The sequence below is a fragment of the Iodobacter violaceini genome, from assembly GCF_011601265.1.
GTDB classification, from domain to species: Bacteria; Pseudomonadota; Gammaproteobacteria; order Burkholderiales; family Chitinibacteraceae; genus Iodobacter; species Iodobacter violaceini.
Map to the genome: position 1 here is coordinate 200,876 of NZ_JAAOLX010000002.1, position 22,358 is coordinate 223,233.

At 48.7% G+C, this 22,358-nt stretch carries 24 protein-coding genes; 8 read left to right on the forward strand and 16 right to left on the reverse strand.

Annotated features, from left to right (window positions below):
* Nucleotides 1-20: 20 nt before the first annotated feature.
* Together arfB and HA050_RS04485 are read left to right on the forward strand one after the other, a co-directional pair.
* Nucleotides 21-428, forward strand: coding sequence for an alternative ribosome rescue aminoacyl-tRNA hydrolase ArfB (gene arfB, locus HA050_RS04480; RefSeq protein ID WP_166822623.1), 408 nt, complete (start codon nucleotides 21-23; stop codon nucleotides 426-428).
* A gap of 33 nt (nucleotides 429-461) precedes the next feature.
* Nucleotides 462-911 carry a GNAT family N-acetyltransferase gene (locus HA050_RS04485; protein WP_205836290.1) on the forward strand — a complete coding sequence of 150 codons (450 nt, stop codon included), beginning with the start codon at nucleotides 462-464 and terminating at the stop codon, nucleotides 909-911.
* On the opposite strand, the gene HA050_RS04490 is transcribed toward HA050_RS04485, so the two are convergent.
* From HA050_RS04490 to phaR, 3 genes are all read right to left on the reverse strand, one after another.
* Complete coding sequence (locus tag HA050_RS04490; protein ID WP_166822626.1) at nucleotides 903-1,754, reverse strand: carcinine hydrolase/isopenicillin-N N-acyltransferase family protein; 852 nt, start codon at nucleotides 1,752-1,754, stop codon at nucleotides 903-905. The two genes, HA050_RS04485 and HA050_RS04490, sit on opposite strands and share 9 nt — an antisense overlap.
* Before the next feature lie 34 nt (nucleotides 1,755-1,788).
* Nucleotides 1,789-2,598: a tRNA cyclic N6-threonylcarbamoyladenosine(37) synthase TcdA gene (tcdA, locus tag HA050_RS04495; RefSeq protein WP_099396138.1), complete on the reverse strand. Its 810-nt coding sequence runs from the start codon at nucleotides 2,596-2,598 to the stop codon at nucleotides 1,789-1,791.
* A 115-nt stretch (nucleotides 2,599-2,713) separates the two neighbouring features.
* Nucleotides 2,714-3,382, reverse strand: a complete 669-nt coding sequence (phaR, locus tag HA050_RS04500) for a polyhydroxyalkanoate synthesis repressor PhaR (RefSeq protein ID WP_166822629.1) — start codon at nucleotides 3,380-3,382, stop codon at nucleotides 2,714-2,716.
* A 212-nt stretch (nucleotides 3,383-3,594) separates the two neighbouring features.
* On the opposite strand from phaR, the gene HA050_RS04505 reads away from it, so the two are divergent.
* A complete protein-coding gene (locus HA050_RS04505) occupies nucleotides 3,595-4,164 on the forward strand; it encodes a phasin family protein (protein WP_115227511.1) in 570 nt (189 codons plus the stop codon).
* Nucleotides 4,165-4,830: 666 nt separating this feature from the next.
* Nucleotides 4,831-5,175 carry a hypothetical protein gene (locus HA050_RS04510; RefSeq protein ID WP_166822632.1) on the forward strand — a complete coding sequence of 115 codons (345 nt, stop codon included), beginning with the start codon at nucleotides 4,831-4,833 and terminating at the stop codon, nucleotides 5,173-5,175.
* 16 nt (nucleotides 5,176-5,191) lie between these two features.
* On the opposite strand, the gene HA050_RS04515 is transcribed toward HA050_RS04510, so the two are convergent.
* Complete coding sequence (locus HA050_RS04515; RefSeq protein WP_166822635.1) at nucleotides 5,192-6,955, reverse strand: ABCB family ABC transporter ATP-binding protein/permease; 1,764 nt, start codon at nucleotides 6,953-6,955, stop codon at nucleotides 5,192-5,194.
* Nucleotides 6,956-7,031: 76 nt separating this feature from the next.
* Complete coding sequence (gene apaG / locus HA050_RS04520) at nucleotides 7,032-7,415, reverse strand: Co2+/Mg2+ efflux facilitator ApaG/CorD (RefSeq protein WP_099396142.1); 384 nt, start codon at nucleotides 7,413-7,415, stop codon at nucleotides 7,032-7,034.
* Between the two features lie 108 nt (nucleotides 7,416-7,523).
* On the opposite strand from apaG, the gene rpe reads away from it, so the two are divergent.
* Genes rpe through HA050_RS04535 form a run of 3 tightly spaced genes read left to right on the forward strand, consistent with a single transcriptional unit; the run spans nucleotide 7,524 to nucleotide 9,219 of the window.
* Entirely contained in the window at nucleotides 7,524-8,207 is a 684-nt protein-coding gene (gene rpe, locus HA050_RS04525; protein WP_166822638.1) for a ribulose-phosphate 3-epimerase, read from the forward strand.
* Nucleotides 8,204-8,554, forward strand: a complete 351-nt coding sequence (arsC, locus tag HA050_RS04530; protein WP_166822641.1) for an arsenate reductase (glutaredoxin) — start codon at nucleotides 8,204-8,206, stop codon at nucleotides 8,552-8,554. The genes rpe and arsC overlap by 4 nt, the downstream gene beginning before the upstream one ends.
* On the forward strand, nucleotides 8,551-9,219 hold the full coding sequence (locus HA050_RS04535) for a phosphoglycolate phosphatase (protein WP_166822643.1): 669 nt from the start codon (nucleotides 8,551-8,553) through the stop codon (nucleotides 9,217-9,219). The genes arsC and HA050_RS04535 overlap by 4 nt, the downstream gene beginning before the upstream one ends.
* Nucleotides 9,220-9,284: 65 nt before the next feature.
* Here HA050_RS04535 and HA050_RS04540 read toward each other — a convergent pair whose 3' ends face one another.
* The 8 genes from HA050_RS04540 to HA050_RS04575 form a co-directional block, all read right to left on the reverse strand.
* A complete protein-coding gene (locus HA050_RS04540; RefSeq protein ID WP_166822646.1) occupies nucleotides 9,285-9,770 on the reverse strand; it encodes a dihydrofolate reductase in 486 nt (161 codons plus the stop codon).
* An 11-nt stretch (nucleotides 9,771-9,781) separates the two neighbouring features.
* Complete coding sequence (locus HA050_RS04545; RefSeq protein ID WP_166822649.1) at nucleotides 9,782-10,603, reverse strand: thymidylate synthase; 822 nt, start codon at nucleotides 10,601-10,603, stop codon at nucleotides 9,782-9,784.
* 46 nt (nucleotides 10,604-10,649) lie between these two features.
* Nucleotides 10,650-12,704, reverse strand: a complete 2,055-nt coding sequence (locus tag HA050_RS04550; protein WP_166822652.1) for an ATP-binding response regulator — start codon at nucleotides 12,702-12,704, stop codon at nucleotides 10,650-10,652.
* Between the two features lie 56 nt (nucleotides 12,705-12,760).
* Nucleotides 12,761-13,333, reverse strand: coding sequence for a transcription elongation factor GreB (gene greB, locus HA050_RS04555; protein WP_115227520.1), 573 nt, complete (start codon nucleotides 13,331-13,333; stop codon nucleotides 12,761-12,763).
* Between the two features lie 10 nt (nucleotides 13,334-13,343).
* On the reverse strand, nucleotides 13,344-14,699 hold the full coding sequence (gene rluB / locus HA050_RS04560) for a 23S rRNA pseudouridine(2605) synthase RluB (RefSeq protein WP_166822654.1): 1,356 nt from the start codon (nucleotides 14,697-14,699) through the stop codon (nucleotides 13,344-13,346).
* Between the two features lie 215 nt (nucleotides 14,700-14,914).
* Nucleotides 14,915-15,307, reverse strand: a complete 393-nt coding sequence (locus HA050_RS04565) for a hypothetical protein (RefSeq protein WP_166822657.1) — start codon at nucleotides 15,305-15,307, stop codon at nucleotides 14,915-14,917.
* Nucleotides 15,308-15,643: 336 nt separating this feature from the next.
* Nucleotides 15,644-18,208 carry a DNA mismatch repair protein MutS gene (gene mutS, locus HA050_RS04570; RefSeq protein WP_166822659.1) on the reverse strand — a complete coding sequence of 855 codons (2,565 nt, stop codon included), beginning with the start codon at nucleotides 18,206-18,208 and terminating at the stop codon, nucleotides 15,644-15,646.
* 178 nt (nucleotides 18,209-18,386) lie between these two features.
* Nucleotides 18,387-19,169: an inositol monophosphatase family protein gene (locus HA050_RS04575; RefSeq protein WP_046350063.1), complete on the reverse strand. Its 783-nt coding sequence runs from the start codon at nucleotides 19,167-19,169 to the stop codon at nucleotides 18,387-18,389.
* A 189-nt stretch (nucleotides 19,170-19,358) separates the two neighbouring features.
* Here HA050_RS04575 and HA050_RS04580 point away from each other — a divergent pair, with 189 nt between their 5' ends.
* Nucleotides 19,359-20,129 carry an RNA methyltransferase gene (locus tag HA050_RS04580; RefSeq protein ID WP_166822662.1) on the forward strand — a complete coding sequence of 257 codons (771 nt, stop codon included), beginning with the start codon at nucleotides 19,359-19,361 and terminating at the stop codon, nucleotides 20,127-20,129.
* An 89-nt stretch (nucleotides 20,130-20,218) separates the two neighbouring features.
* Here the strand turns inward: HA050_RS04580 and HA050_RS04585 are convergent, their stop codons facing one another.
* The 3 genes from HA050_RS04585 to HA050_RS04595 form a co-directional block, all read right to left on the reverse strand.
* Nucleotides 20,219-20,941, reverse strand: coding sequence for a hypothetical protein (locus HA050_RS04585; RefSeq protein ID WP_166822665.1), 723 nt, complete (start codon nucleotides 20,939-20,941; stop codon nucleotides 20,219-20,221).
* A 58-nt stretch (nucleotides 20,942-20,999) separates the two neighbouring features.
* Nucleotides 21,000-21,362 carry a carboxymuconolactone decarboxylase family protein gene (locus tag HA050_RS04590; RefSeq protein WP_166822668.1) on the reverse strand — a complete coding sequence of 121 codons (363 nt, stop codon included), beginning with the start codon at nucleotides 21,360-21,362 and terminating at the stop codon, nucleotides 21,000-21,002.
* 121 nt (nucleotides 21,363-21,483) lie between these two features.
* Nucleotides 21,484-22,314, reverse strand: coding sequence for a sulfurtransferase (locus HA050_RS04595; RefSeq protein ID WP_166822670.1), 831 nt, complete (start codon nucleotides 22,312-22,314; stop codon nucleotides 21,484-21,486).
* Between the last annotated feature and the right edge of the window lie 44 nt (nucleotides 22,315-22,358).

A 22,358-nucleotide genomic window follows, 5' to 3' on the forward strand; every position in this document is an offset into this window, starting at 1 on the left:
CATCTTACGAGCAGCCACATATGCTGACCATCCGTTTTAATATCCCCGAAACTGAAATGGAATTCTCCGCCATTCGAGCCCAGGGCGCGGGCGGACAGAATGTCAACAAGGTATCCAGTGCGGTGCATTTACGTTTTGATATTGCCGCCTCTTCCCTACCTCTGCCACTCAAAGAGCGGCTATTGGCGCTTGGCGATCAGCGAATTAACAAAGAAGGCGTGGTGGTGATAAAGGCGCAGCAGTATCGCAGCCAGGAACAAAACCGCGCCGATGGTATTTTACGTTTATTTGAACTGGTAGAAAGCGTCGCCACCGTTGCCACGCCGCGCAAAGCCACCCGTCCTACGAAGGGATCACAAACGAGGCGGCTGGATAGTAAAAATAAGCGCGGGAGTATTAAGGCCTTGCGGGGCAAGGTAAGCGATTAAACTTAATTGAAAAAAAACAGCCTGGAAAACCCTGTGAAAATTGAAACCATCCACGCCGATGACAGCAAGCCCCTTTTATTTTTGATGACTTCAACCATCGGGGCATTGGATTTCTCGCCTGAGATGCAGCAAGAGCTCATTGAAAATACGACAGACAATTTGCACTGGTGGTACACCAACCCTGATCAGGGCTGCCACTTAAAGTGCACCCTTGATGGCCGCATTGTTGGCGTCATTCTGGTCAAAAAATTCTGGAATCTATGCAGCCTGTTTGTCGCCCCCGGGTACCAGGGCCAGGGCTTGGGCCGGGCTTTAATGCTGGCTGCTATCGATCAATGCAAAGGTAAAAGTGAAAAGCAGGCGATCTGGCTTAATGCGGCCCCGAATGCAATTCCCTTTTATCAGGCTATGGGCTGCATCAGCCGCAGCAGCAGCAAGCAAGCACTGCCCCAGGGATTCAGTGCAATGCAATTTTTACTCTGAAGACTCCGGCAACAAAACCCGGGCAGGGCCTTGCCAAAAAGAGTCATCCAGCAGCCATTGCTTCTGCACAATTGCCTGCTCTGGGTTCGCCATGCGAACAGACAATTGTGCCGGACCAGCCACTGGCGTGGCTATTTGCCAGCTGGACAATGTATGTACTTTGCCGCTGCGCCACAAACTGAGATCCGGCCCTGCCTGTTGATCCTGACTATATGCGGCAAAATCACTCAGGCTGTATGGACCACCCGCCAGCATGGTTCGAATTCTTTCCAGCCTTACCCTGCTACTTTTCCCAATTTTTTGATTGCAAGCGGCTAATTCATCACTCAGATAGTGATTGGTATGCGCCAGCACACCCTCTTTTTGCTTTTGCAGCGTATAGCGGCCATCCTTGCCAACTTCCACCTCTAAAAGCTTCTGATGATCACTAATGAGCAAAAACATGGGTGAGCTGTGGCTAAAGCGTTGCGTGGCTTTAACCACAACATCGTCAATGCTGTGATCCTCGCGCAGAATGAGCAACATTGCTCCATGTACGTCGGGCGAATCCCAATACTGCCTTGCCAAACTACTTGCCGATGCACTCACCACCGATAAGCCATATTCATTCACCCCAGCCTTTAAGCCGGGAGCAATGCCGTTATCTGCGAAGAGCCCTACATAAGATGCGCCACGCTTGGGGTGAATCAGACGGATTGATTGCACATGATCTGGCCGCCAGTCGCGGTTTTTAGCCAGCAACGTGCCTCCGCCAGCAGCCATGCCTGCTGCTCCCCATAGTGTGCAGGCTCCGGCAGGCACGCTCAGCATCAGGGAAAACAAAGCAATCAGGCGTATGCGCATTACCCACCTCAAAAATATAATTGATTTAAACCGATCACTCCGCGCTGGAAGCAGAGGGCGCTGCAGCAGGTTTGGCCAAGTGCTTCAGTACCTGCGCCGCCGCCACAAAACCAAAGCAGCCCGTTACCGCCACAGAAGCACCAAAACCTCCTTCACACCCCAGGCCCGGCGCTGCTTCACCGCTATCGGGCTTTTGACCACACACGCTACCATCAGGTTGGGGATAGACCAGCTGCTCGGTGGAATAAACACACTCCACACCCATTTTTTTGCCCTGCTGAGCAAAGCCATATTCGCGGCGCAAGATGGATCGCACTTTAGACGCCAGCGGATCATTAATGGTTTTGGATAAATCAACCACAGCAATTTGCGTCGGATCAGTCTGCCCGCCTGCGCCACCCGTTGTCACAAGGCGAATTTTGCGGCGCTTACACCATGCAATCATCGCCGCCTTGGTTTTTACCGAATCAATCGCATCGATAATTGCGTCGTACCCCCGCCCCAGCGTTTCTTCAAAATTATCAATACTCACAAAATCTTCAACAACATCAACCACACACTCAGGATTGATCGCCTTAATACGCTCTGCCAGAGCAACTACTTTCATTTTTCCGTAGTTTCCTTCTAAAGCAGGCAATTGGCGATTTGTATTTGAGACACAAATATCATCCAAATCAATCAGCGTAATATGGCCAACAGCAGAGCGGGCAAGTGCTTCAGCCGCCCATGAGCCCACTCCTCCCACGCCAACCACACAAACATGAGCCTGCCGAAAGCGCGCTAATGCAGGCATACCATATAAACGGGCAATACCACCAAAACGACGTTCAAAAGATGTTTCCAAAATTCAGCCTTTTACAAAAATTCTGCTTTTTACAAATCGATGGCCATTTTACCTTAGCCCAATGCAAAAACGCCCCAAAGGGCGCTTTATAATCTGACTTATCCGCTAAAAAAGATTAGCTTTTAGCCGCACGGCGACGTGGAGCTGGTTTAACAGGCTCTGCAGGCACGTCATCTGCTGCAGCTTTAGATGCTGGCGGAGTGGTGGGTTTTAATTCATCCTCTGACAAAATCGCCCCGTCTTTTCCGTAGCCTGGCATCCCCATTCCGGTAAACAAATGCCGGGCGCGATCTTGCAACTGTTGCTGCATATCCACAAACATTGAGGTGCTGCTTTCAAGATAATTATTCATCATGCTTTGCATGCCCGGGCCCTGGAACTTCATAAAATCGCCCCAAAGATTAGCATTTGAAAGCATCGGGTTTTCACCCGTGATCACAGATTTAGCCTGTGTCTGTAAGCGACCTTGCATTTCTGCAAAGAGTTGCATGTTTTTTTCCAGGTAATTCCCCATCACACCTTGCATGGCATTCCCATAGAACCGAATGATTTGCGTCAGCACATCATAAGAAAACATAGGCATTCCGCCAGCTTCTTCTTCCATGATCACTTGTAGCAGCACGCTGCGGGTGATGTCTTCCCCCCCCTTAGCATCCACAATCTGGATATCAATATTATCCAGAACCAACTGTTTTACATCGACCAGAGTGATATAACAGCTGGTCGCCGTGTCATACAGGCGGCGGTTTGGATACTTCTTGATCACGCGTTTTTCCACGCTCATAGCTGCTGCCTCGTGTGTGTATATATTGTTGTGAGATGAGGATAGTCCTGACTATCTTTTCATGCAACATGTTGCGGCGCACAATTTATTTGACAAGTACTTCATCCTCTTCCAGAATAAGTCCTGATTGTGCACTGCATCATGATTAAAGCGGCGTACAACTCGCAAGTCAAAACTCTAATTCACTGACCAAATAGAAAGGATCCTTGAAAATGACTACTGCACAACAACAATTCTCCGCGTTCGCTACCGAGCAAGTTGAAGTGGCATTGCGTTTCGCACGCATTTCCATTGATTCTGCCGAACGGATCATCAAGCTGCAAGTTGAAGTTGCAAAAAACAATTTAGAAACCAGCGCTAAAAATGCAAATGCACTGGTTGCTGTAAAAGACGCACAAGAAGCACTGACATTACGTCAAAAATTAACTGAATCATCCATTGAACAAGCCACTAATTATTCACGCAGCCTGTACGAAATCGCTTCACAAGCACAAGCTGAAGTATCGCAATTGGTTGAAGAACGCACGACTGCTTTCAATAAACACGTTGTATCTGGTTTAGACCAATTCGTTAAATCAGCACCAGCAGGTACTGATGTTGCTGTTGCTGCGGTTAAATCCACATTGCAAGCCACTGCAGCTGCAGTAGACAGCCTGACAAAAGCAGCTAAGCAAGTTGCTGATTTTGCAGACGCTTCTGTAAAAGCCGCTGGCACAGCAACTGCTGATGCAGTAAAAACAGCCGCTAAGAAAACAAACGGTGCAAGTGCTGCAGCCGTTTAATTAATGAGCGGTTAAGCATTTAAATGCTGACCTAAAGCCACGGCGCTGCCGTGGCTTTTTTATGTTCATCACCAGGGTATACAACCCCCTGATGAATCATCAGCACAAGTCATTACAGGGCATTTTGCCCTTTCTTATCAGCCCGGCAAAGCTGGTATTCCCTTATTTCTGATTCTTAAGTAATAAATTACAAAAAACTTTCTAATTATTTATTTTGATTACAAAACAATTACCACAAAGAAAGTGGGTTTTTTGCTTCAGTCAAGCCCTGCAACTGATGTATTTTTGGTTTTTTTACCAGGAATGCCACAGAGTTGATGCAGTAAATGAAAGAGCCTTATACAATCTCGCCTGATTCAGCCATGGCAGCCTCAGGTTTAGAATCTGCTGTTCAAGCCAGAACAATATGCCCATACTGAGTCAGATCAAAAGCCCCCAATGAAGCTCAAGTTTCACACACAAAGCTTAATCAACTTTTTGATCAATTCTTGTTAAAAAAAATTCCAAAATGAGCACTTAGCGCTTATATATAAATGAATCACCCGCAGCGCCTCAGAGACTCGCTGAGTAATCAGCCCGCGCATTACGCTATTTGCCCGCTGCAATATTTTTAATTCGCCATTACAAGAAACCCTAAGATCAAAAAACTGCTTTAAATACGATCTTTTGCCCGAAGCTTCTAAAGCCGGTCTTCTCGTTATGGCATTATCAAAGGCACTATGTAATTTGAAAGACTTAAATCAAAAGAAAGTTCTTCCTCACCCATCTGTACTTTTTTACAGCCCTGATGAAGTGCGACCTGAACCTGAAACCTGGCATGTTATGCGCCAGACGGATGAAACCACACTGGCCAAAAAGCTGGCCCGACAGCAGCTAAGACGCGAAGTGTGGGAAAAAATCAGAAGCCGGGCCGTACAGCTCTCGCTTGATGCAGATGATTTATATGAGTGGGTAGTAGAACAAGCGGCACTTAAAGCACAAACCAAGCAATTTCCATGGAATGCATTTTAAGCGCCACATTATTTAATTATTTATTTTCTTCATCGCCCTGCTGCAGCTGCCACATATGTGCATAATGCGCGCCCAGATCCAAAAGATCACGGTGCCGCCCCCGTTCAATGATGACGCCTTGCTCCATCACAAGGATTTCATCTGCATCGGCCACAGTAGATAATCGATGCGCCACAATTAAAGTTGTACGATTGGCTGATATTTCTTTTAATTCAGCCTGTATTGCTTTTTCTGTGCGTGAATCCAGCGCTGAAGTTGCTTCATCAAAAATTAAAATGGGTGGATTTTTAAGAATCGTGCGCGCAATAGCGACACGCTGCTTTTCTCCGCCCGATAATTTAAGACCGCGTTCCCCAACCAAGGTATCAAAACCTTCAGGCAGGGATAAAATAAAATCATAAATATGCGCCGACTTTGCAGCCTGAATCACCTCATCACGGCTGGCACCAGGCTGCCCATAGGCAATATTGTAATAAATGCTATCGTTAAACAATACCGTGTCTTGCGGCACAATTCCGATATGTGCACGTAAACTCACTTGATTCAATTGACGTAAATCGACACCATTAATACTGATACTCCCCTGGCTCACATCATAAAAACGATACAGCAAGCGGGATAATGTCGATTTACCTGCTCCGGAGCTACCCACTACGGCAACCGTTTTTCCTGCCGGAATATCAAAACTCACAGCATGCAATATCTTGCGGTTTGCTTCGTATGAAAAATCAACCTGATCAAAACGAATAGCAGCAGATGTGGTTGCCAGCAATTGTGCATTTTTAATATCTGTTACTTCCGCATTCTGCCCCATCAAAGTAAACATTTTCTCCATATCAGCTAAAGAATGTTTTATTTCACGATAAACAAAACCCAGAAAATTCAGTGGTGCATAAAGCTGTAATAAGAATGCATTAACTAAAACCAAATCTCCCAATGTCATTGTGCCTTTCACAACACCGTCAGCAGCCAGCCCGACCAATAAAGTAACGCCAAAAGCAATAATAATGGCCTGCCCCGCATTTAAAAATGAAAGGGACACCTGATTTTTAACTGCGGCCGTTTCCCATATTTTAAGGCTGGTATCATAACGCTCCGCTTCCCAGCGCTCATTATTAAAATATTTAACCGTTTCATAATTTAAAAGACTGTCCACCGCACGGGTATTAGCTTTTGAATCCATATCATTCATGGTGCGGCGAAAGCTCATTCGCCATTCGGTAATGCCCAGCGTAAACACAATATATAAAACAATAGTGCCGAAAGTAATCACCGAAAACCAAATATCGTATTTTTTCAGCAAGATACCGGCGACCAATAAAATCTCGACCAGAGTAGGCAAAATATTAAACAGGGTAAAATTCAGTAAAAATGAAATCCCCTTTGTGCCACGGTCAATATCCCGGCTCATCCCCCCGGTTTGCCGCTCCAGATGGAAACGCAAACTCAGGCGGTGCAAATGCTCAAAGACCTGCATCGCCACTTTACGAATCGCCCCCTGCGTAACCTTGGCGAAAACAGCATCGCGCATTTCACCAAAAACCGAGGCACAGAGGCGCAGAGCGCCATAACCCAGTACAAGGCTCAGCGGCAGCACTAAAGGCCCGTGCTTTGGATCCAGCCCATCAACAATGCTCTTTAACACTAGAGGCACTGATACATTGGCAAACTTTGCCAGAATAAGCAGTGACAAGGCCAGAATCACGCGATTTTTATACTGCCAGAGATAAGGCAGCAGGGTCGATAACGTCTGCCAGTCGTTGCGGCGTGTTTGGCTCATAAAAATCCAAAATTAATTGAACAAAAAAAGGGCGTTAATCAACGCCCTGCTTTACGCTTACAGCAAATTCAGACTATCAGTGCAAGATACGCGGCATTGCCAAAACAAACGAGGGAATTTCTGCATCAAACTGGCTGCCATCAGCAGCTTGCATCCGGTAGTTTCCTTGCATAGAGCCAACAGGCGTTGCAATGCTGGCGCTGCTCATATATTCAAAATGCTGACCAGGCTCTAACACGGGCTGCTCGCCAACGACACCATCACCTTGTACTTCCTGCACACGATCTTCCATATCCCGGATCACCCAGTGCCTGCTCAAAAGCTGAGCCGCTGCCGTGCCGGTATTGGTGATGGTGATACGGTAAGCAAACGCATAGCGATCAGCTACTTCATCAGATTGCTCTGGCAGATAAAAGGCTTCGGCGTGAACAAGCACGCTATAAACAGGGGAGTCACTCATTCTTTGCGGTTCTTTTGGTCATTGATGGAGACAATATTACCAAGCCAGAGGCTATAGAGGTAAGGTATCCGTTAAAATGAGTCATAAACCCTGACCCCGGAGGCTGTTGTGTCAAATTTTCGTATTGCACCAAGCATTCTTGCCGCTGACTTTGCCCGTTTGGGCGAAGAAGTTAAAAACGTCATTGCCGCTGGCGCAGACATCATTCATTTTGATGTAATGGATAACCATTATGTGCCCAATCTCACCATGGGCCCGATGTTTTGTGAGGCCATCCGCCCTTATACCACCGCACCAATTGATGTGCATTTAATGGTCAAGCCGGTAGATCGCATCATCCCCGATTTTGCAAAGGCCGGTGCCAACATCATTACCTTTCACCCTGAAGCATCTGAGCATATTGACCGCTCCCTCGGGCTGATTAAAGAGCATGGCTGTAAAGCTGGCCTCGTGTTTAATCCTGCCACACCTCTACATTATTTAGATTATGTCATGGATAAAATCGACATGATTTTGCTGATGTCGGTAAACCCGGGCTACGGCGGGCAAAGTTTTATTCCCGGCGTATTAGCAAAAGCCAAAGAGGCACGTACCCGTATTGATGCTTATACAGCACGTACAGGTCGTGAAATCTGGCTGGAAATTGATGGTGGCGTCAACGCGGGCAATATCGCTGAAATTGCTGCGGCCGGTGTAGACACCTTTGTGGCGGGCTCAGCCATTTTTGGCAAACCAGACTACAAAACAGTAATTGATCAGATGCGCCTTGAGCTGACCAGGGTTAAGGCATGAAGCTGCTGCATAACCCACGCTGCTCTAAAAGCCGCGAAGCCCTTGCGGCGCTTACAACCAGAGGCCTGTCGCCAGAAATCATTAATTACCTTACTCAACCACTTAATGAAGCGGCCATTCGCACCCTGATCGCTCAGCTGGGCATTGCGCCCCTGGCGCTCGTGCGCACTAAAGAAGCACTATGGCAGGAGCAATTTGCCCAAGCCGCTTTAGACGACGATGCCATCATTGCCGCTTTAACAGCGCACCCCAGGCTGATTGAGCGTCCGATTTTGATTTACCAAAATCGCGCCGCCATTGGCAGGCCGCTTGAAAATATTTTCACCTTACTGGATACACCCGCATGAGTATCAAAGCCTTTGCTTTTGATTTAGATGGCACCCTTGCCGATTCAATCCCTGATTTAGCCCATGCAGCCAATGCTGCCCGCCGTGATGCAGGCCTTGCCCAGCTTGAAGAAGCGCTGATTGAAAGCTTTGTAGGCGATGGCACCGAAAGCCTGGTTGCCCGCGCAATGGCCGCTGATATGGCCGCCAGCTTTACCGGCACAGCGGCACAGACAGAAGCGCTTGGCCGCTTTGATCAGCATTACCTTGAAGGCCTTACGCTTAAAACCAAGCTTTATCATGGCGTCGCCATTACGCTGAATGAATTGCATGATTGCGGCTATCGTCTGGCTATTGTCACCAATAAGCCAGAACGCTTTACCCTGCCACTGTTAAAAGAACTGGGTATTGGCAATGTATTTGATGTGATTGTCAGTGGCGATACACTGCCAAGCCGCAAACCCAATGCTGAGCCATTGCATTATGTAATGGAAAAGCTGGCCGTAAGCGCGGATGAGTTGCTGATGGTGGGCGATTCAAAGAACGATATTCTTGCGGCCCGCGCAGCAGGCTGTAAAGTGGCCCATGTAAGCTATGGCTACGGCGCAGCAGAAAGCACCCCCGAAGCAGATGTCACACTGGCACGCTTTGAGGAGCTGATGAACTGGCTGGAAGCTCAGGATTAAACCCGTTCGCAGCCAATAAAAAACCCGCAGCTTTTTAAGCAGCGGGTTTTTTATTGGGCAGAAAATCAGATCCGCCGGTATTCAACATAAGCGAATTCAATCCCGCTGGCGCTTAGCTGAGGTGCTCTTGCCGCCTCCTGCCATTCAGCGCGGTCAAATGCCGGGAAATAAGCGTCACCTGCCGGGCTTAAACCTACCTCAGTTAAATAAAGCGTATTCACTAAAGGAAGCGACCGGGTGTAGATTTCGCCACCTCCAATAATAAATAACTTTTCAAGGCCCGCCTTAGCCGCAGCATCTAATGCCGCTTCTACACTTAAAAACGCTGTTGCACCTGCTGCATGCCAGTCAGCATTGCGCGTAATCACCCAATGCGGGCGGCCCGGCAATAAACCCGGTAAGGATTCAAAAGTTTTGCGCCCCATCAGCATGGGCGAGCCCATGGTAAGGGCTTTAAAGTTTTTTAAATCTTCAGGCAAAGACCAAGGCAAGCGGTTTTCTATGCCGATCACGCCGTTTTGCCCGACGGCCGCAATAATTGCAATATCCATTTTGTATCCCGTTAAACCGCAATCGGCGCTTTAATCCCCGGATAAGGGTCGTACGCTTCCAGGGTAAAGTCTTCATACTCAAAATCAAAAATATCTTTTTTAAGCGGATTAAGCTTTAGCACCGGCAGAGCACGTGGCGAGCGGGATAATTGCTCGTGCACCTGATCGAGGTGATTGCTGTAAATGTGGCAATCACCCCCTGTCCAGACAAAATCGCCCAATTGCAAATCGCAAACCTGAGCCAGCATCATCACCAGCATGGCGTAAGAAGCAATATTAAAAGGCACCCCCAGGAAGATATCCGCGCTGCGCTGATAAAGCTGGCAGGAAAGCTTGCCACGCTGATCAGCATCGCCAGCTGCTGCCGGAGCTACATAAAACTGAAAGAACGCATGGCAAGGCGGCAGAGCCATATTTTCGATTTCACCCACATTCCATGCCGAAACAATAATGCGCCGGGAATCAGGGTTGTTTTTTAACTGCTGAACCACCTGGCTGATCTGATCAATATGGTGGCCATCCTTCGTTGGCCAGCTGCGCCATTGCGAGCCATAGACAGGGCCCAGCTCGCCATCAGCAGCTGCCCACTCGTTCCAGATTTTAACCCCCCGCTCCTGCAGCCACTTCACATTGGTTTCGCCACGCAAAAACCACAGCAGCTCGTAAGCAATCGATTTCAGATGTGTTTTCTTAGTAGTGACCAAAGGAAAACCATCGGCCAGATTAAAACGCATCTGATGCCCGAACACGCTGAGCGTGCCCGTGCCAGTACGGTCTTCTTTCCTGACTCCGTGGTCTAAAACATGCTGAAGAAGATCAAGATATTGACGCATAAGAGGGAACCAGAATGATTTTAAACAGGGAGCGAAGTTTATCAGATCAGCGCGCCAAAGGCAGTTCCACAACAAAGGTTGCCCCGCTGCCAAACTGGCTTTGGCAATAAACACGGCCATGCATCACTTCCACCAGGCGCTTTACAATCGACAAACCAAGGCCGGTTGTGTGCTCCCCTCCGGTTGGAAGCGCAGAAAGCCGGCTGAATTTCAAAAACAATTTTGGAATTTCATGTGGCGCAACACCCGGGCCCTGATCGGCCACAAGCACACGAACAAACTGACCATCAAGCTGGCTGCTTAAATGAATGGTACTTCCCTGAGGCGCATATTTAGAGGCATTAGAAAGCAAATTATCCAGCACCTGCCATAATGCCTGCCGGTCTGCCAGCACAGGATATTCCCCCAAGCCCAGAACGCAATTTTGCTGTTTGATTGCCAGCCGCTCTTCCCAGCTTGACAATAATTCGGTTAATAACTGGCGTAAACAAAGCGGCTCGATATTCACTTGAACCGAGCCACTTTCCAAAGCTTCATGATCAAGCAGATTACTTAAAATACATTGGGTGCGATCAGCCAGCAAACCAATACCGGATAATCTGTCAAGGATTTTTTCTTTGGACCATTCATTTAAGCGTAAAGCAATCAGCTGGGCCATACCCTGAATACTGGCTACAGGGTTTTTTAAATCATGGGCGGCAATAGCGAGTAATTCATTTTTTTCTGTATTTAAATGAGTTAATGAATCATTCAGCACTTCTAATTGCTGATTCCGCGTTGCAAGCTCAGCCGTTCTTTCTTCAACCAGTGTTTCCAAATGCTGCCTGTGCAGGCTGACAGTTTGCGACATTTCTGCAAAATTGCGGGCCAGATCACCCAATTCATCATCACGCTCTAAATCCAGCTCCTCGCTTGATTTTCCTGCTGCAGCGGCATGAATTGCATTTTTTAAACGCTTTAAAGGCAGAGCAACATCTTTCTTTAATACCCATGCCATTAAAGCCAGCTCTAGTAAAAGAGCCAGCATACCCAGAAAAAGAACCACACTCGTGGTTTTTGCTGCTTTTTCCTGCAATAGTTTTTTAGGGTAAACAGTCACAAACAACCAGTTTGCACCCTCAATCGGCGCCACTCCCAGCCAGTTCAGGCCATCCGGTGTTTCTACAAAACGTTCCCCCTGCCTGGCACTGAGCGTAGCCTCAAAAATACCTTTTAATACGGGATCCTGCTGAACAGTATAACGACCTTTACTGGCATGGATTTTATCCATTTTATCAGGATGGGCAATTAATAAACCCTGGCGGGTCATCGTAATATTATATGTACCCGGAATATTTATTTTATTATTACGATCAATTAACTGATCCAATAAAACATCCTGGCCTATTCCGCCAATATATCGCCCCAGATAATCAAGCGGCGTAACCACGGACACCATCCAGCGCAGGGCCTGCCGGTCAAAATAAATACCCGTCCAGAAGGTTTTTCTTTCAGGATTCATTGCGGGTGTAGCACCCAGCTCCGTATCAAGATCAATTGAAAAATCAGCGACTGATCCATTACGGGCGTAATTTAAATCCGGCAGATACATTAAACTGCCATTAGAAACATTTAAATCAATAAAGGTATCGTAATAGCGATTTCTAAATGCTGGCCCATATTGTGATAAAACATCATAAGCCAATAAAACTTGCTGCATAAAAGCAGGGGTTTGCCTGGCATCAGGCAATATAGCGATCGTGGCTTTGCGCTCAAAATCGTCTTTTTGTACCTTAACCCTCCACATTCCATCCTTATCCTGAGCAATCAGCGAATGAAAAGCCGGGCGGGGATCTTCGCTGCCCAGCAACACATAGCGGCGCAAAAACTCATCCCGAACAATTTTCGTGTTCGCCTCGGCCTGAATAAATAGTTCGCTTTCCAGCTGGCTGCGGGCAGTGATGTACTGGGAAAGATTGGAGAGGGCTTCTTCCTGGAAATTAACGTAACTCCAGTAATAACTCAATGCAGAAAGCAGCACGCCTGCGACGGCAATACGCATGACCATATTGCGAAAAACGCGGCGAAAAAGACTATCACGGGATTGACGTAAGGTATCCATAGTAAACAAGATACCGCAAGCAGATGAATGTGCAAAGTACCAATTCAGCGACTTACTTAAAAGCTGGATTGCTCGGTTTCTAAAGCCTGATAAACAACGTCAGTAATTTCAAGCTCTTCTATACCGGCAGGAGTGCGCAAGACCACCACGTCCCCTTCTCTGGCCTTAATCAGCGCCCGGGCCACTGGCGATGTCCAGCTGATGTAATGGCGTTTCATATCGGTTTCATCGACACCGACGATAGAAACAGTTTCGCTGCGGCCATCTTCGCGTAAGTAAGTCACTGTTGCACTAAAGAAAATTTGATCCGTGGCTTCGCGTAATTCCGGATCAATTACTTCAGCCAATTCAAGGCGTTTAGTCAAAAAACGAATGCGCCGGTCGATCTCGCGCAAACGTCTTTTGCCATAAATATAATCACCATTTTCTGAGCGATCGCCATTGGAGGCCGCCCAGTTAATGAGTTGCGTCAGTTCGGGGCGCTCTTTTTGCACCAGTTGGGCGAATTCTGCCTTCATTTTCCGCCAGCCGCCCGGAGTCATATAATTTTTACTTCCTGCCGGAACACGCAGCTCAGCAGGAATTTCATCATCATCGGCTTCAGATTCACGAACAAACGCTTTACTCATTACTTACAACCTATTCGTCTGCCTGACGACCATTAATTTTCAGACCTGCCCAACGCATAATGCCCAGGATTTCCAGCTCGGTCAGCTCGTGGAACTGCCCACGGCGCAAGCGGCCCGGCAGCGTCATCGAGCCAAAACGAACACGGATAAGACGGCTGACAATCAGGCCAAAATGCTCAAACATCCGGCGCACTTCACGATTACGGCCTTCTTTCAGCACAACGTGGTACCAATGGTTAAAACCCTCGCCACCGCGTTTTTCAAGACGGGCAAAGTGCGCCGTGCCGTCTTCCAGCTCAATGCCTTTAAGCATTTCGTTGATTTGTTCCTGAGTCAGCTCGCCGAACACACGCACCGCATATTCGCGCTCAACTTCAAAACTTGGGTGCATCATGCGATTGGCCAGCTCGCCCGATGTAGTGAACAGCAGCAAGCCACTGGTGTTGTAATCCAAGCGTCCTACCGCCACCCATTTACTGGACTTCAGGCGTGGCAAACGATCAAATACAGTCACACGGCCTTCCGGATCATCACGACTGACCAACTCGCCCTCTTGTTTGTGATACATCACAATACGCGGCAGGCGGTCCGGCCATTTCAGCACGACTTTTTTGCCATCAAAACGAACTTCGTCACCCAGGCTGACCTTGCTGCCTAAGGCCGCAATCTTACCGTTAACCGATACCTTACCTGCGGCAATCGCGTCTTCCATTGCCCGGCGTGAGCCATACCCTGTAAAGGCAAGGGCTTTTTGCAAGCGCTCGGCCGGGATTTCCGTGGTTGCTACGCGGCGCTCACGCAATTCTTTCTGCATTTGCAATTCGCGTACCGATCCCTGGCGCAGTTGCATACGACGCGCACGGCTTACGGTTTTGTATTTGGTTTTATTACGTACTTCACCTTCAGGCGCCATGCCGGCACTTGCAGCAGCAACCGCTTTATACGCCTCAAATGTCGGGCGCTCTGCCTTACCACCCAGAGGATTTGGCCTGGAGCGTGGTGCACGGGGCATGCGTGATTCCGGAGCGGCCGGGCTTGGTGCGCCTCGTCCACTGCGTCCACCCCGGCTTTGCTCTGGCATTGCTTCAGCAAAACCACTTGCCGCATTTCGGCCACGGGGCTTCGCACCTGTTACAGCAGATTTACCATAGGCAGGATTGCGACCCGCTTCACCAGCAGGTTTGCCACCGCGAGAATTTGCACCCGTCGCAGCGGGTTTGGCATAAGCAGGATTACGGGTAGAGAATTCTTCACCAGTGGCTTTGCCACCCGTACGTTTGCCTGCACCAGCAGCCTGCGCGCTGCGCTCGCTCGCCTTACGTTCTGCTATAGCGGGCTGGGGGCGACGTGATCGGGTGGTTTTCATGTGCGTTTCTTTCCAAAAAAACAGAGGATTATAACCTGAATACGCGCCTTACACTGCATTCATACCTCACAATAGCAAACCGCCGATAAAATTATCGGCGGCCGCTAACTCAACTTCATCGTTCTGGCACAACAAATATAAGACTTAACAACAAGCAACCAGCTGATTTTAAAATGCTTTACTCAAAAAAATCTGCCCGGCTTCCTGATTACAATCTACAGCACTGAAAAAAATGCAACGCACCCCAAACTGGTTAAACCTAAATTAAACACCTGCCCTTCCAGTGTTTGCCCGTGGTCTAATTCTGTGCTTCGCAAGATTTCATGCATCACTTCAACTTCTTTGTACCACTTCAAAAGACGCGTGTTATTGTTCAGAAAGTTTTCAATTTCCGCTTTTAAAGCATGTTCTCCGATCACATAAACTGCGCCCTTATTATCCCCCCGCAGTTGCAAGGCAGGAGGAACCGTCACCCCAATCAGTGCAAGATGAGACTGTAAATCATCACCAAAACGCTTAAGCTCGGAAGCCGCTTTTGCGTTTAATTCTGTTAAAGAAAAACCCTCTTCTGGCGAACCATCAGATAATAACGAAGCAATCTCAAGCAAAGTACTGCCTTGTTGATCACTACTCACTGCAGCAGACTCCGACACCGTATTCACAGCTACTCCCTATTGGAAAAGCATTTATGCTTAGCAATTAATATTAGCAAACAGCATCACATGCTAGCCGGTAAAATTTACATTCTTACTATGTTTTTGGATCATGCTTAGTTAAAAACATAAAACTCTAATAAATCTCCGGCAGCTCATTAGCTCACACCCAGAATACAGCGCATATAATAAGGTAAATTGATTATAGGAACCCATAGCAAAAAACAAAGTTTTTTTGCATCTCGTTCTCATTTCAACATCAAATGCTACGAAACGCCTTCTCGTGCAATTCTAAAGCAAAGCACACAGGCGATAGAGCAGATCATGCGCCTCGCGTGCGGTCAGCTCATCCGGATCAATTCCAGCCAGGGCATCCTGAAGCGGATGTGGCTCAGGCTCAATTTGCATAATACTGGCCGTGGCAAATAAATCGCCCTGCATTCCCCCCTGCACACTATTTGACTCCAGCTCGAGCAATTTTTTCCTGGCTTGGCGCACAACATCTTTTGGAACCCCTGCCAGCTGAGCCACTGCCACACCATAACTTTGCGAAGCAGGGCCTTCCTGTACCGCATGCAAAAACACAATGCGGTCTTTATGCTCAACGGCATCCAGATGCACATTGGCAACAACAGGATAATCCTGCGCCAGACGAGTCAGCTCAAAATAATGCGTTGCAAACAAAGTATAAGCACGGTTTTTCTCAATCAACGCTTTCGCAATCGACCAAGCCAGCGCCAAACCATCAAAAGTAGACGTGCCGCGCCCTACTTCGTCCATCAGGACCAAAGAATTTTCTGAAGCATTATTCAGAATATTGGCCGTTTCGGTCATTTCCACCATAAAGGTAGATCGCCCGCCCGCCAGATCGTCCGATGCCCCGATACGGGTAAAGATGCGGTCGAGCTTACCGATGGTGGCACTCTGCGCAGGCACAAAACTCCCCACATGCGCCAGCAACACAATCAAGGCCACTTGCCGCATATAAGTCGATTTACCGCCCATATTGGGGCCGGTAATCAAGAGCAGCTTGCGCGCCACAGAGAAATCCACACTATTGGGGATAAAGTCATCGATCTGCGCCTCGACGACCGGATGACGGCCCGCCTCGATATGCAATAGCTGGCCTTCCACAAATTGTGGCGCAATATAATTACCACGCTCGGCGCGATCAGCAAGGCTGGCCAGTACATCGGCTGTTGCCAGTGCTTGTGCCGCCAAACGTAAAGCCCCCAGATAGGGCTGCAAACGCTGCAGCAAATCATCATAAAGCGCTTTTTCCAAGACCAATGACCGCTCTTTCGCGCTTAAAGCCTTGTCTTCAAACAATTTCAGCTCGGGCGTAATATAACGCTCAGCGTTTTTCATGGTTTGACGGCGGCGGTAATCGTCCGGCACGGCCCCTGCGTAGGAATTAGTAATCTCAATAAAATAACCCGCAACGCGGTTGTACTCGACCCGCAGCGTTGGAATACCCGTGCGCTCACGCTCGCGCGCTTCCAGCTCCAACAAGAATTCACCGCCATGAGTCTGGATAGTGCGCAGCTCATCCAGCTCGCTGCTATAGCCATCGGCAATCACACCACCTTCGCGCAGCACCACAGATGGCTCGGACTGAATAGCGGCACTCAGCAAGCTCAAAATCTGCGCATCGGGCGATAAGGCTTTACCCAGAGATACAAAGAAATCATCCTGCGGCAATACCGAAATCAAGGCAGGCAATGCAGCGAGGCTATCCCTCAGGCTGGATAAATCACGCGGCCTTGCGCTGGACAAGGCAATTCGGGCGGTAATCCGCTCCACATCCGCCACACAATCCAAAGCCGAATGGATTGGAGCGAACGAGGCCGTTGCCAGCAGCGCCGCAATCGCATTTTGCCGCTGCATAATTTTGGCACTGGATCTGAGCGGGTGATGCAGCCAATGACGCAGCAAACGTGAGCCCATGCCGGTAGCACACTGATCGAGCAGAGAGAATAAAGTTGGCGAGCTTTCACCACGAATCGTTTCGGTGATTTCCAGATTACGGCGCGTGGCCGCATCCAGCTCAATATACTGGCTTTGCGATTCACAACGCAGCCCGGCCAATACCGGCAATGCACCACCTTGCGTGCTGCGAACGTACTCCAGCAAAGCCCCTGCCGGGCCAAGTGCCAGCATGCCTTCACTCACGCCAAAGCCGGCTAAATCGTGCGTTTCAAAATGGCGGGATAAATTGCGCACAGCGGCGGCCGCTTCAAACTGCCAGGGCGGCAATTTACGCACTACGGCGGTGGCCTGCTCAAACAAAGCCAGGCCTGCATCGTCGGCCACCAGGATTTCAGCGGGGCGCAGGCGTTCTAATTCAGAAGCCAGCTTATCAGCCGTCGTATCCATCAGGGCAAAATCACCCGAGGCAAGCGACAGCCAGGCCATCCCCATCTTGCCGCGCGAGAAACTCAGCGCCAGTAATCTGTTTTCGGTTTTTACATCGAGTAAAGCCGTATCAGTCAGGGTACCCGGCGTGACCACACGCATCACTTTGCGCTCTACCGGCCCCTTGCCGGTAACTTCGCCAACCTGCTCGCAAATCGCTACCGACTCACCCATCTTGACGAGGCGTGCCAGATATTGCTCGGCGGCGTGATAAGGCACACCCGCCATGCGAATCGGCTCACCCGCCGTCTGACCACGGGTGGTCAGTGTGATATCAAGTAATTTGGCTGCACGTACCGCATCGTCAAAAAACAATTCGTAGAAATCCCCCATGCGATAAAACAATAATTTATCAGGGTGATCACTTTTTAAACGCAGGTATTGCTGCATAAATGGCGTGTGCGTTGGTTTGGCGCTAGCGCTTGGTTTTTTTTCCGCCATTTTTGTATTCCCTTGCTGAAATATCAATTCAAAAAAACATTTCTGGATATGGCCGCCATTATCCAATCAGGGCAGCGGCAAGTCCACGAACGGTGAGCGGCAAAAAGCCCGTCAACCATAAAAAAAGCGCCACCTGAGATGACGCTTTTTTTTAAAAACGCTAAGAAATACGCATTAATTATTTATTGTGCTGACGAATTACCGACAACATCTGGCCGAATACACGCGGTGTACCACACAGAATATCGCCAGATTGCAAGAAGCCTTCTTCGCCATTTAAATCAGTCACCAAACCACCCGCCTCTTGCACCAGCAAGGAGCCTGCAGCGATATCGACTGTTTTAAGATCAAATTCAAAGAAACCATCGTAACGGCCGCAAGCCACATAGGCCAGATCCAGGGCGGCAGCGCCCGGACGACGCAAGCCAGCCGACTTTTGTGTCATATCACGGAAAATATTGATGTAGTTTTCAAGATTATCAAAGCGGGTGTACGGAAAACCAGTGGCGATCAAACCATCGGTTAATTCACGCACTTTAGAAACGCGGATACGACGATCATTCAGGTAAGCGCCTACACCACGCGTTGCGGTAAACAAATCATTGCGGCAAGGATCATAAACAACGGCCTGGGTAATCACGCCTTTATGTTCCAGTGCAATCGATACTGCGTACTGAGGAACGCCATGCAAGAAATTGGTGGTGCCATCCAATGGATCAATAATCCATGTGTATTCTGACTGACCGCGGTTACCCGACTCTTCGGCCATAATAGCGTGCGTTGGATACGCTTCGAGGATGGTATCAATAATCGCTTGTTCGGCGGCACGGTCTACTTCGGAAACAAAGTCGTTATGACCTTTTTTCTCAACGGCTAAATGATCCAGATTACTGGAAGCACGTTGAATGATAGAAGCAGCGCGGCGCGCAGCGCGCACAGCGGTATTGAGCATTGGATGCATGGCTATTCCTGATTAAAAGTAAAAGATCGACCAACGGGGCAGCGCAGCTTAAAAAACGCGACACAGCATGAATCACAGTATATATTCGTGCGGATCAAAATCGCATTCCAACCCATTTCGGGCTACCCGATATAAGATTGGCCGCTATTCTACCTGTGCTCTCACAATGAATAAACAAGTGTTCTTAAAATGACTCAAGAAACTATCAGTAATACCTCTGCCGAATGCCTCTCCCGCATCCGGGTTGTGCTCTCCCACACCTCCCACCCCGGCAACATCGGCTCCACCGCCCGTGCCATGAAAACTATGGGAATCAACAAGCTTTACCTGATCAACCCCAAGGAATTTCCATCGGACACGGCCACCGCTCTGGCCAGCAATGCGGATGATGTGCTTAATACCGCTGTCGTTGTCAGCAGCATGGAAGAAGCCCTGGCAGGCACCACTTTGCAAATTGCCCTGACCGCACGCCGCAGAGAACTCGCACACCCGCTGCAAACGCCAAGACAGCTTGCGCCAGAAATTATTCAGACCATCCAGGCAGGTCAGGATATTGCGCTGGTGTTTGGCACGGAAATGTCTGGCCTGACGATTGATGAAGTGCTGCTTTGCAACCGCATGGCCACCATCCCCACCAATCCGGATTACTCCAGCCTGAATCTGGCACAAGCCGTGCAAGTATTCGCCTACGAAATCTTCGCCACCCTTGCTGACGACGTATCCTATCTTGCCGAAAGCCGTGACAGCGCCACGCACGATGCAATGGAGCATTTCTTTACCCATCTGGAAAAAACGCTGAGTACGATTGGTTTTCTTAAGCCCGACGCCCCAAAGCGCCTGATGCCCAGAATGCGCCGCATGTTTACCCGCGCCAATCTGGAGCGGGAAGAAGTCGATATTTTGCGTGGCTGGCTACGCGCTACCACAACTACTGAAAGATGGCCCAAACTACCCAAATAGCTTTGGCAGTTAGGCACCTTAAATAAAAACGGCTTTGAACTATCCAAGTTTAAAGCCGTTTTTCATATCAACCATCACCATAGCTCCCCTCATGTACGCCGCTCAATTACTGGAATTTCAAGGCACTGATAAAGTGGAGATTTATATATGATGACCCGACTGTACGACGTTTCCAACGCCGCAGCATGACTAGGCCAAACCAGCTCTTGATCTTGTGCAGGATCCATAAAGTCCACCACCAAAAGCAACCAATAACTGTCACAGTGTTCATACCCAGAAAGTTTCTGCTCCTTCTTCGCAACAACTTTCTTGACCCTTACGACAGAGAGGTTCCTCCCTTTAAAACGCTGGGAAACCTGCCATTGAACATTGGAATACTTATTAGAGTTGCAATAAATAAAATCCAACTCAGGAACATGAGCAAAAAATCGTGGGGGCACGCTACCCGTTTCATGATATTCAAGCACCTTTGCTATATCAGCCAAAGAAGCAGCAAGGGCTTTAACATCATTAATTGGGCAATTTAAATTGAAGGACACATGAAGCTCTATACTTTTCCGAGAGTCTGAAAAATATATTGACTGAGCCTGACTAACAACATCTGCCATTCCCCGGTATTGAGCCTGCTGGCTCCTTGGCCCATCTTCCTCATCAAAATACAATTGTGTAATTTCAATTCCAAGCGTTTGTTTACCAATGATAATAACGTCTGGCTTATCTCTATAAACAACTTCACCATCAGGCAAAGAACAGTGCTTACGAAACTGCTCAAAATAATATTTTTCAATATTTTGATTTGTAAATTCACCCATGCTCTGCCCCATGCCTAAAAAATAACTTAGTAGCTAAGACTAGTTTACGAATAAATTATTACGAGCCACTCACACCCCTTTCCCCGCCAAACTCCTCATAAGCCTGCAAAGCCTCCGCCCCCGTCATCACACTGGGGCCGCCGCCCATATAGATGGCGACTTGCAGCATTTCCATAAACTCCGCACGGCTCACGCCCATACTGACACACGCTTTAGCGTGAAAACCTAAACAGCCCTGGCAACGGGCGGCAATACCAATGGCCATTGCGATCAATTCTTTGGTTTTTTTATCCAGCGCACCATCGCTGTGAGTGGCTTTGGCCATTTGACCAAAACCTGCCATGGTTGCCGGAATCGCTTTATTCATTTGGGCAAGCTGAGCACTGATATCACTCACGACTTCTTTATAGCTGTGACTCATTTTTTCTTCCTTTATTAAAATACTTAAACACATAATATATTTTTATATATAAAATAGCAAGAAAAAACCCGCTGGTTTTTCTACCAAGCGGGCTGTTTGCCAACTTACCTTGCGTCAAAGATTACGCAAGGTATCTAACAACGGGCCTTGCCGCGTCCGCGCACCATTCACTCCATGAACCTGCATAGAGCCTTGCGCCACTCAGGCCCGCCACTTCCAGTGCCAGCAGATTATGACAGGCCGTTACACCCGAGCCGCATTGTTGCACGGTATGAGCGGCATCCAGACCGGCCAGCAACAGCTGCCACTCGGCCTTCAGCACACCCGCAGGTTTAAAGCGGCCATCCTCCTGCAAATTATTTTGAAAAAAACGATTGATTGCACTAGGGATATGCCCGCCCACCGGATCCAGTGTTTCGCCCTCCCCCATAAAACGGGAAGGAGAACGAGCGTCCACAACGGTAAAAACGGCACTATGGATATTTTCCAGCACCTCTTTTACCTCCACCTTTAATTCAGGACGCAGTTCCGCAACAAATTTGGCAGCGACTGGCACGGGCAAGTCTTTAACCACCCCGCCCTGCCAGGCCGGCATCCCACCGTCCAAAACCTGCACCTGATCGTGCCCCAGCCAGCGCAGCAGCCACCACAATCTGGCCGCGTACATTCCACCCTGCGCGTCGTAAGCCACCACATGGCGATTGCTGCTTACCCCAAGGCTTGCCAGCTTATCCGCCAAAACTTGCGGATCAGGCAAAGGATGGCGGCCATTCGTCCCTGTTTTAATCCCGGAAAGATCGTCGTCCAGATGCAGGAAATGCGCACCCGGCAAATGGCCTTCTGCATAAGCCAATCGCCCCGCCTGCGGATTAGCCAGATCATGACGGCAATCAATCAGCAGCACATCGGCCAGTTGCTCTTGTAATTGCGAAGCGGAAATCAGCGGGGTCATCGGCAATCCTTGCAGTATTGATCAAAAAACAGGCCCGTACGGAT

Coding starts and splice junctions, on each gene's coding strand:
- rluB (WP_166822654.1), bottom strand. CDS start 14,699: ATGAAAACCACCCGATCACGTCGCCCCCAGCCCGCTATAGCAGAACGT.
- arfB (WP_166822623.1), top strand. CDS start 21: ATGCTGACCATCCGTTTTAATATCCCCGAAACTGAAATGGAATTCTCC.
- HA050_RS04585 (WP_166822665.1), bottom strand. CDS start 20,941: ATGGGTGAATTTACAAATCAAAATATTGAAAAATATTATTTTGAGCAG.
- HA050_RS04590 (WP_166822668.1), bottom strand. CDS start 21,362: ATGAGTCACAGCTATAAAGAAGTCGTGAGTGATATCAGTGCTCAGCTT.
- apaG (WP_099396142.1), bottom strand. CDS start 7,415: ATGAGTGACTCCCCTGTTTATAGCGTGCTTGTTCACGCCGAAGCCTTT.
- mutS (WP_166822659.1), bottom strand. CDS start 18,208: ATGGCGGAAAAAAAACCAAGCGCTAGCGCCAAACCAACGCACACGCCA.
- HA050_RS04515 (WP_166822635.1), bottom strand. CDS start 6,955: ATGAGCCAAACACGCCGCAACGACTGGCAGACGTTATCGACCCTGCTG.
- HA050_RS04595 (WP_166822670.1), bottom strand. CDS start 22,314: ATGACCCCGCTGATTTCCGCTTCGCAATTACAAGAGCAACTGGCCGAT.
- HA050_RS04540 (WP_166822646.1), bottom strand. CDS start 9,770: ATGGATATTGCAATTATTGCGGCCGTCGGGCAAAACGGCGTGATCGGC.
- HA050_RS04505 (WP_115227511.1), top strand. CDS start 3,595: ATGACTACTGCACAACAACAATTCTCCGCGTTCGCTACCGAGCAAGTT.
- arsC (WP_166822641.1), top strand. CDS start 8,204: ATGAAGCTGCTGCATAACCCACGCTGCTCTAAAAGCCGCGAAGCCCTT.
- phaR (WP_166822629.1), bottom strand. CDS start 3,382: ATGAGCGTGGAAAAACGCGTGATCAAGAAGTATCCAAACCGCCGCCTG.
- HA050_RS04535 (WP_166822643.1), top strand. CDS start 8,551: ATGAGTATCAAAGCCTTTGCTTTTGATTTAGATGGCACCCTTGCCGAT.
- greB (WP_115227520.1), bottom strand. CDS start 13,333: ATGAGTAAAGCGTTTGTTCGTGAATCTGAAGCCGATGATGATGAAATT.
- HA050_RS04550 (WP_166822652.1), bottom strand. CDS start 12,704: ATGGATACCTTACGTCAATCCCGTGATAGTCTTTTTCGCCGCGTTTTT.
- HA050_RS04575 (WP_046350063.1), bottom strand. CDS start 19,169: ATGCATCCAATGCTCAATACCGCTGTGCGCGCTGCGCGCCGCGCTGCT.
- HA050_RS04490 (WP_166822626.1), bottom strand. CDS start 1,754: ATGCGCATACGCCTGATTGCTTTGTTTTCCCTGATGCTGAGCGTGCCT.
- HA050_RS04580 (WP_166822662.1), top strand. CDS start 19,359: ATGACTCAAGAAACTATCAGTAATACCTCTGCCGAATGCCTCTCCCGC.
- HA050_RS04545 (WP_166822649.1), bottom strand. CDS start 10,603: ATGCGTCAATATCTTGATCTTCTTCAGCATGTTTTAGACCACGGAGTC.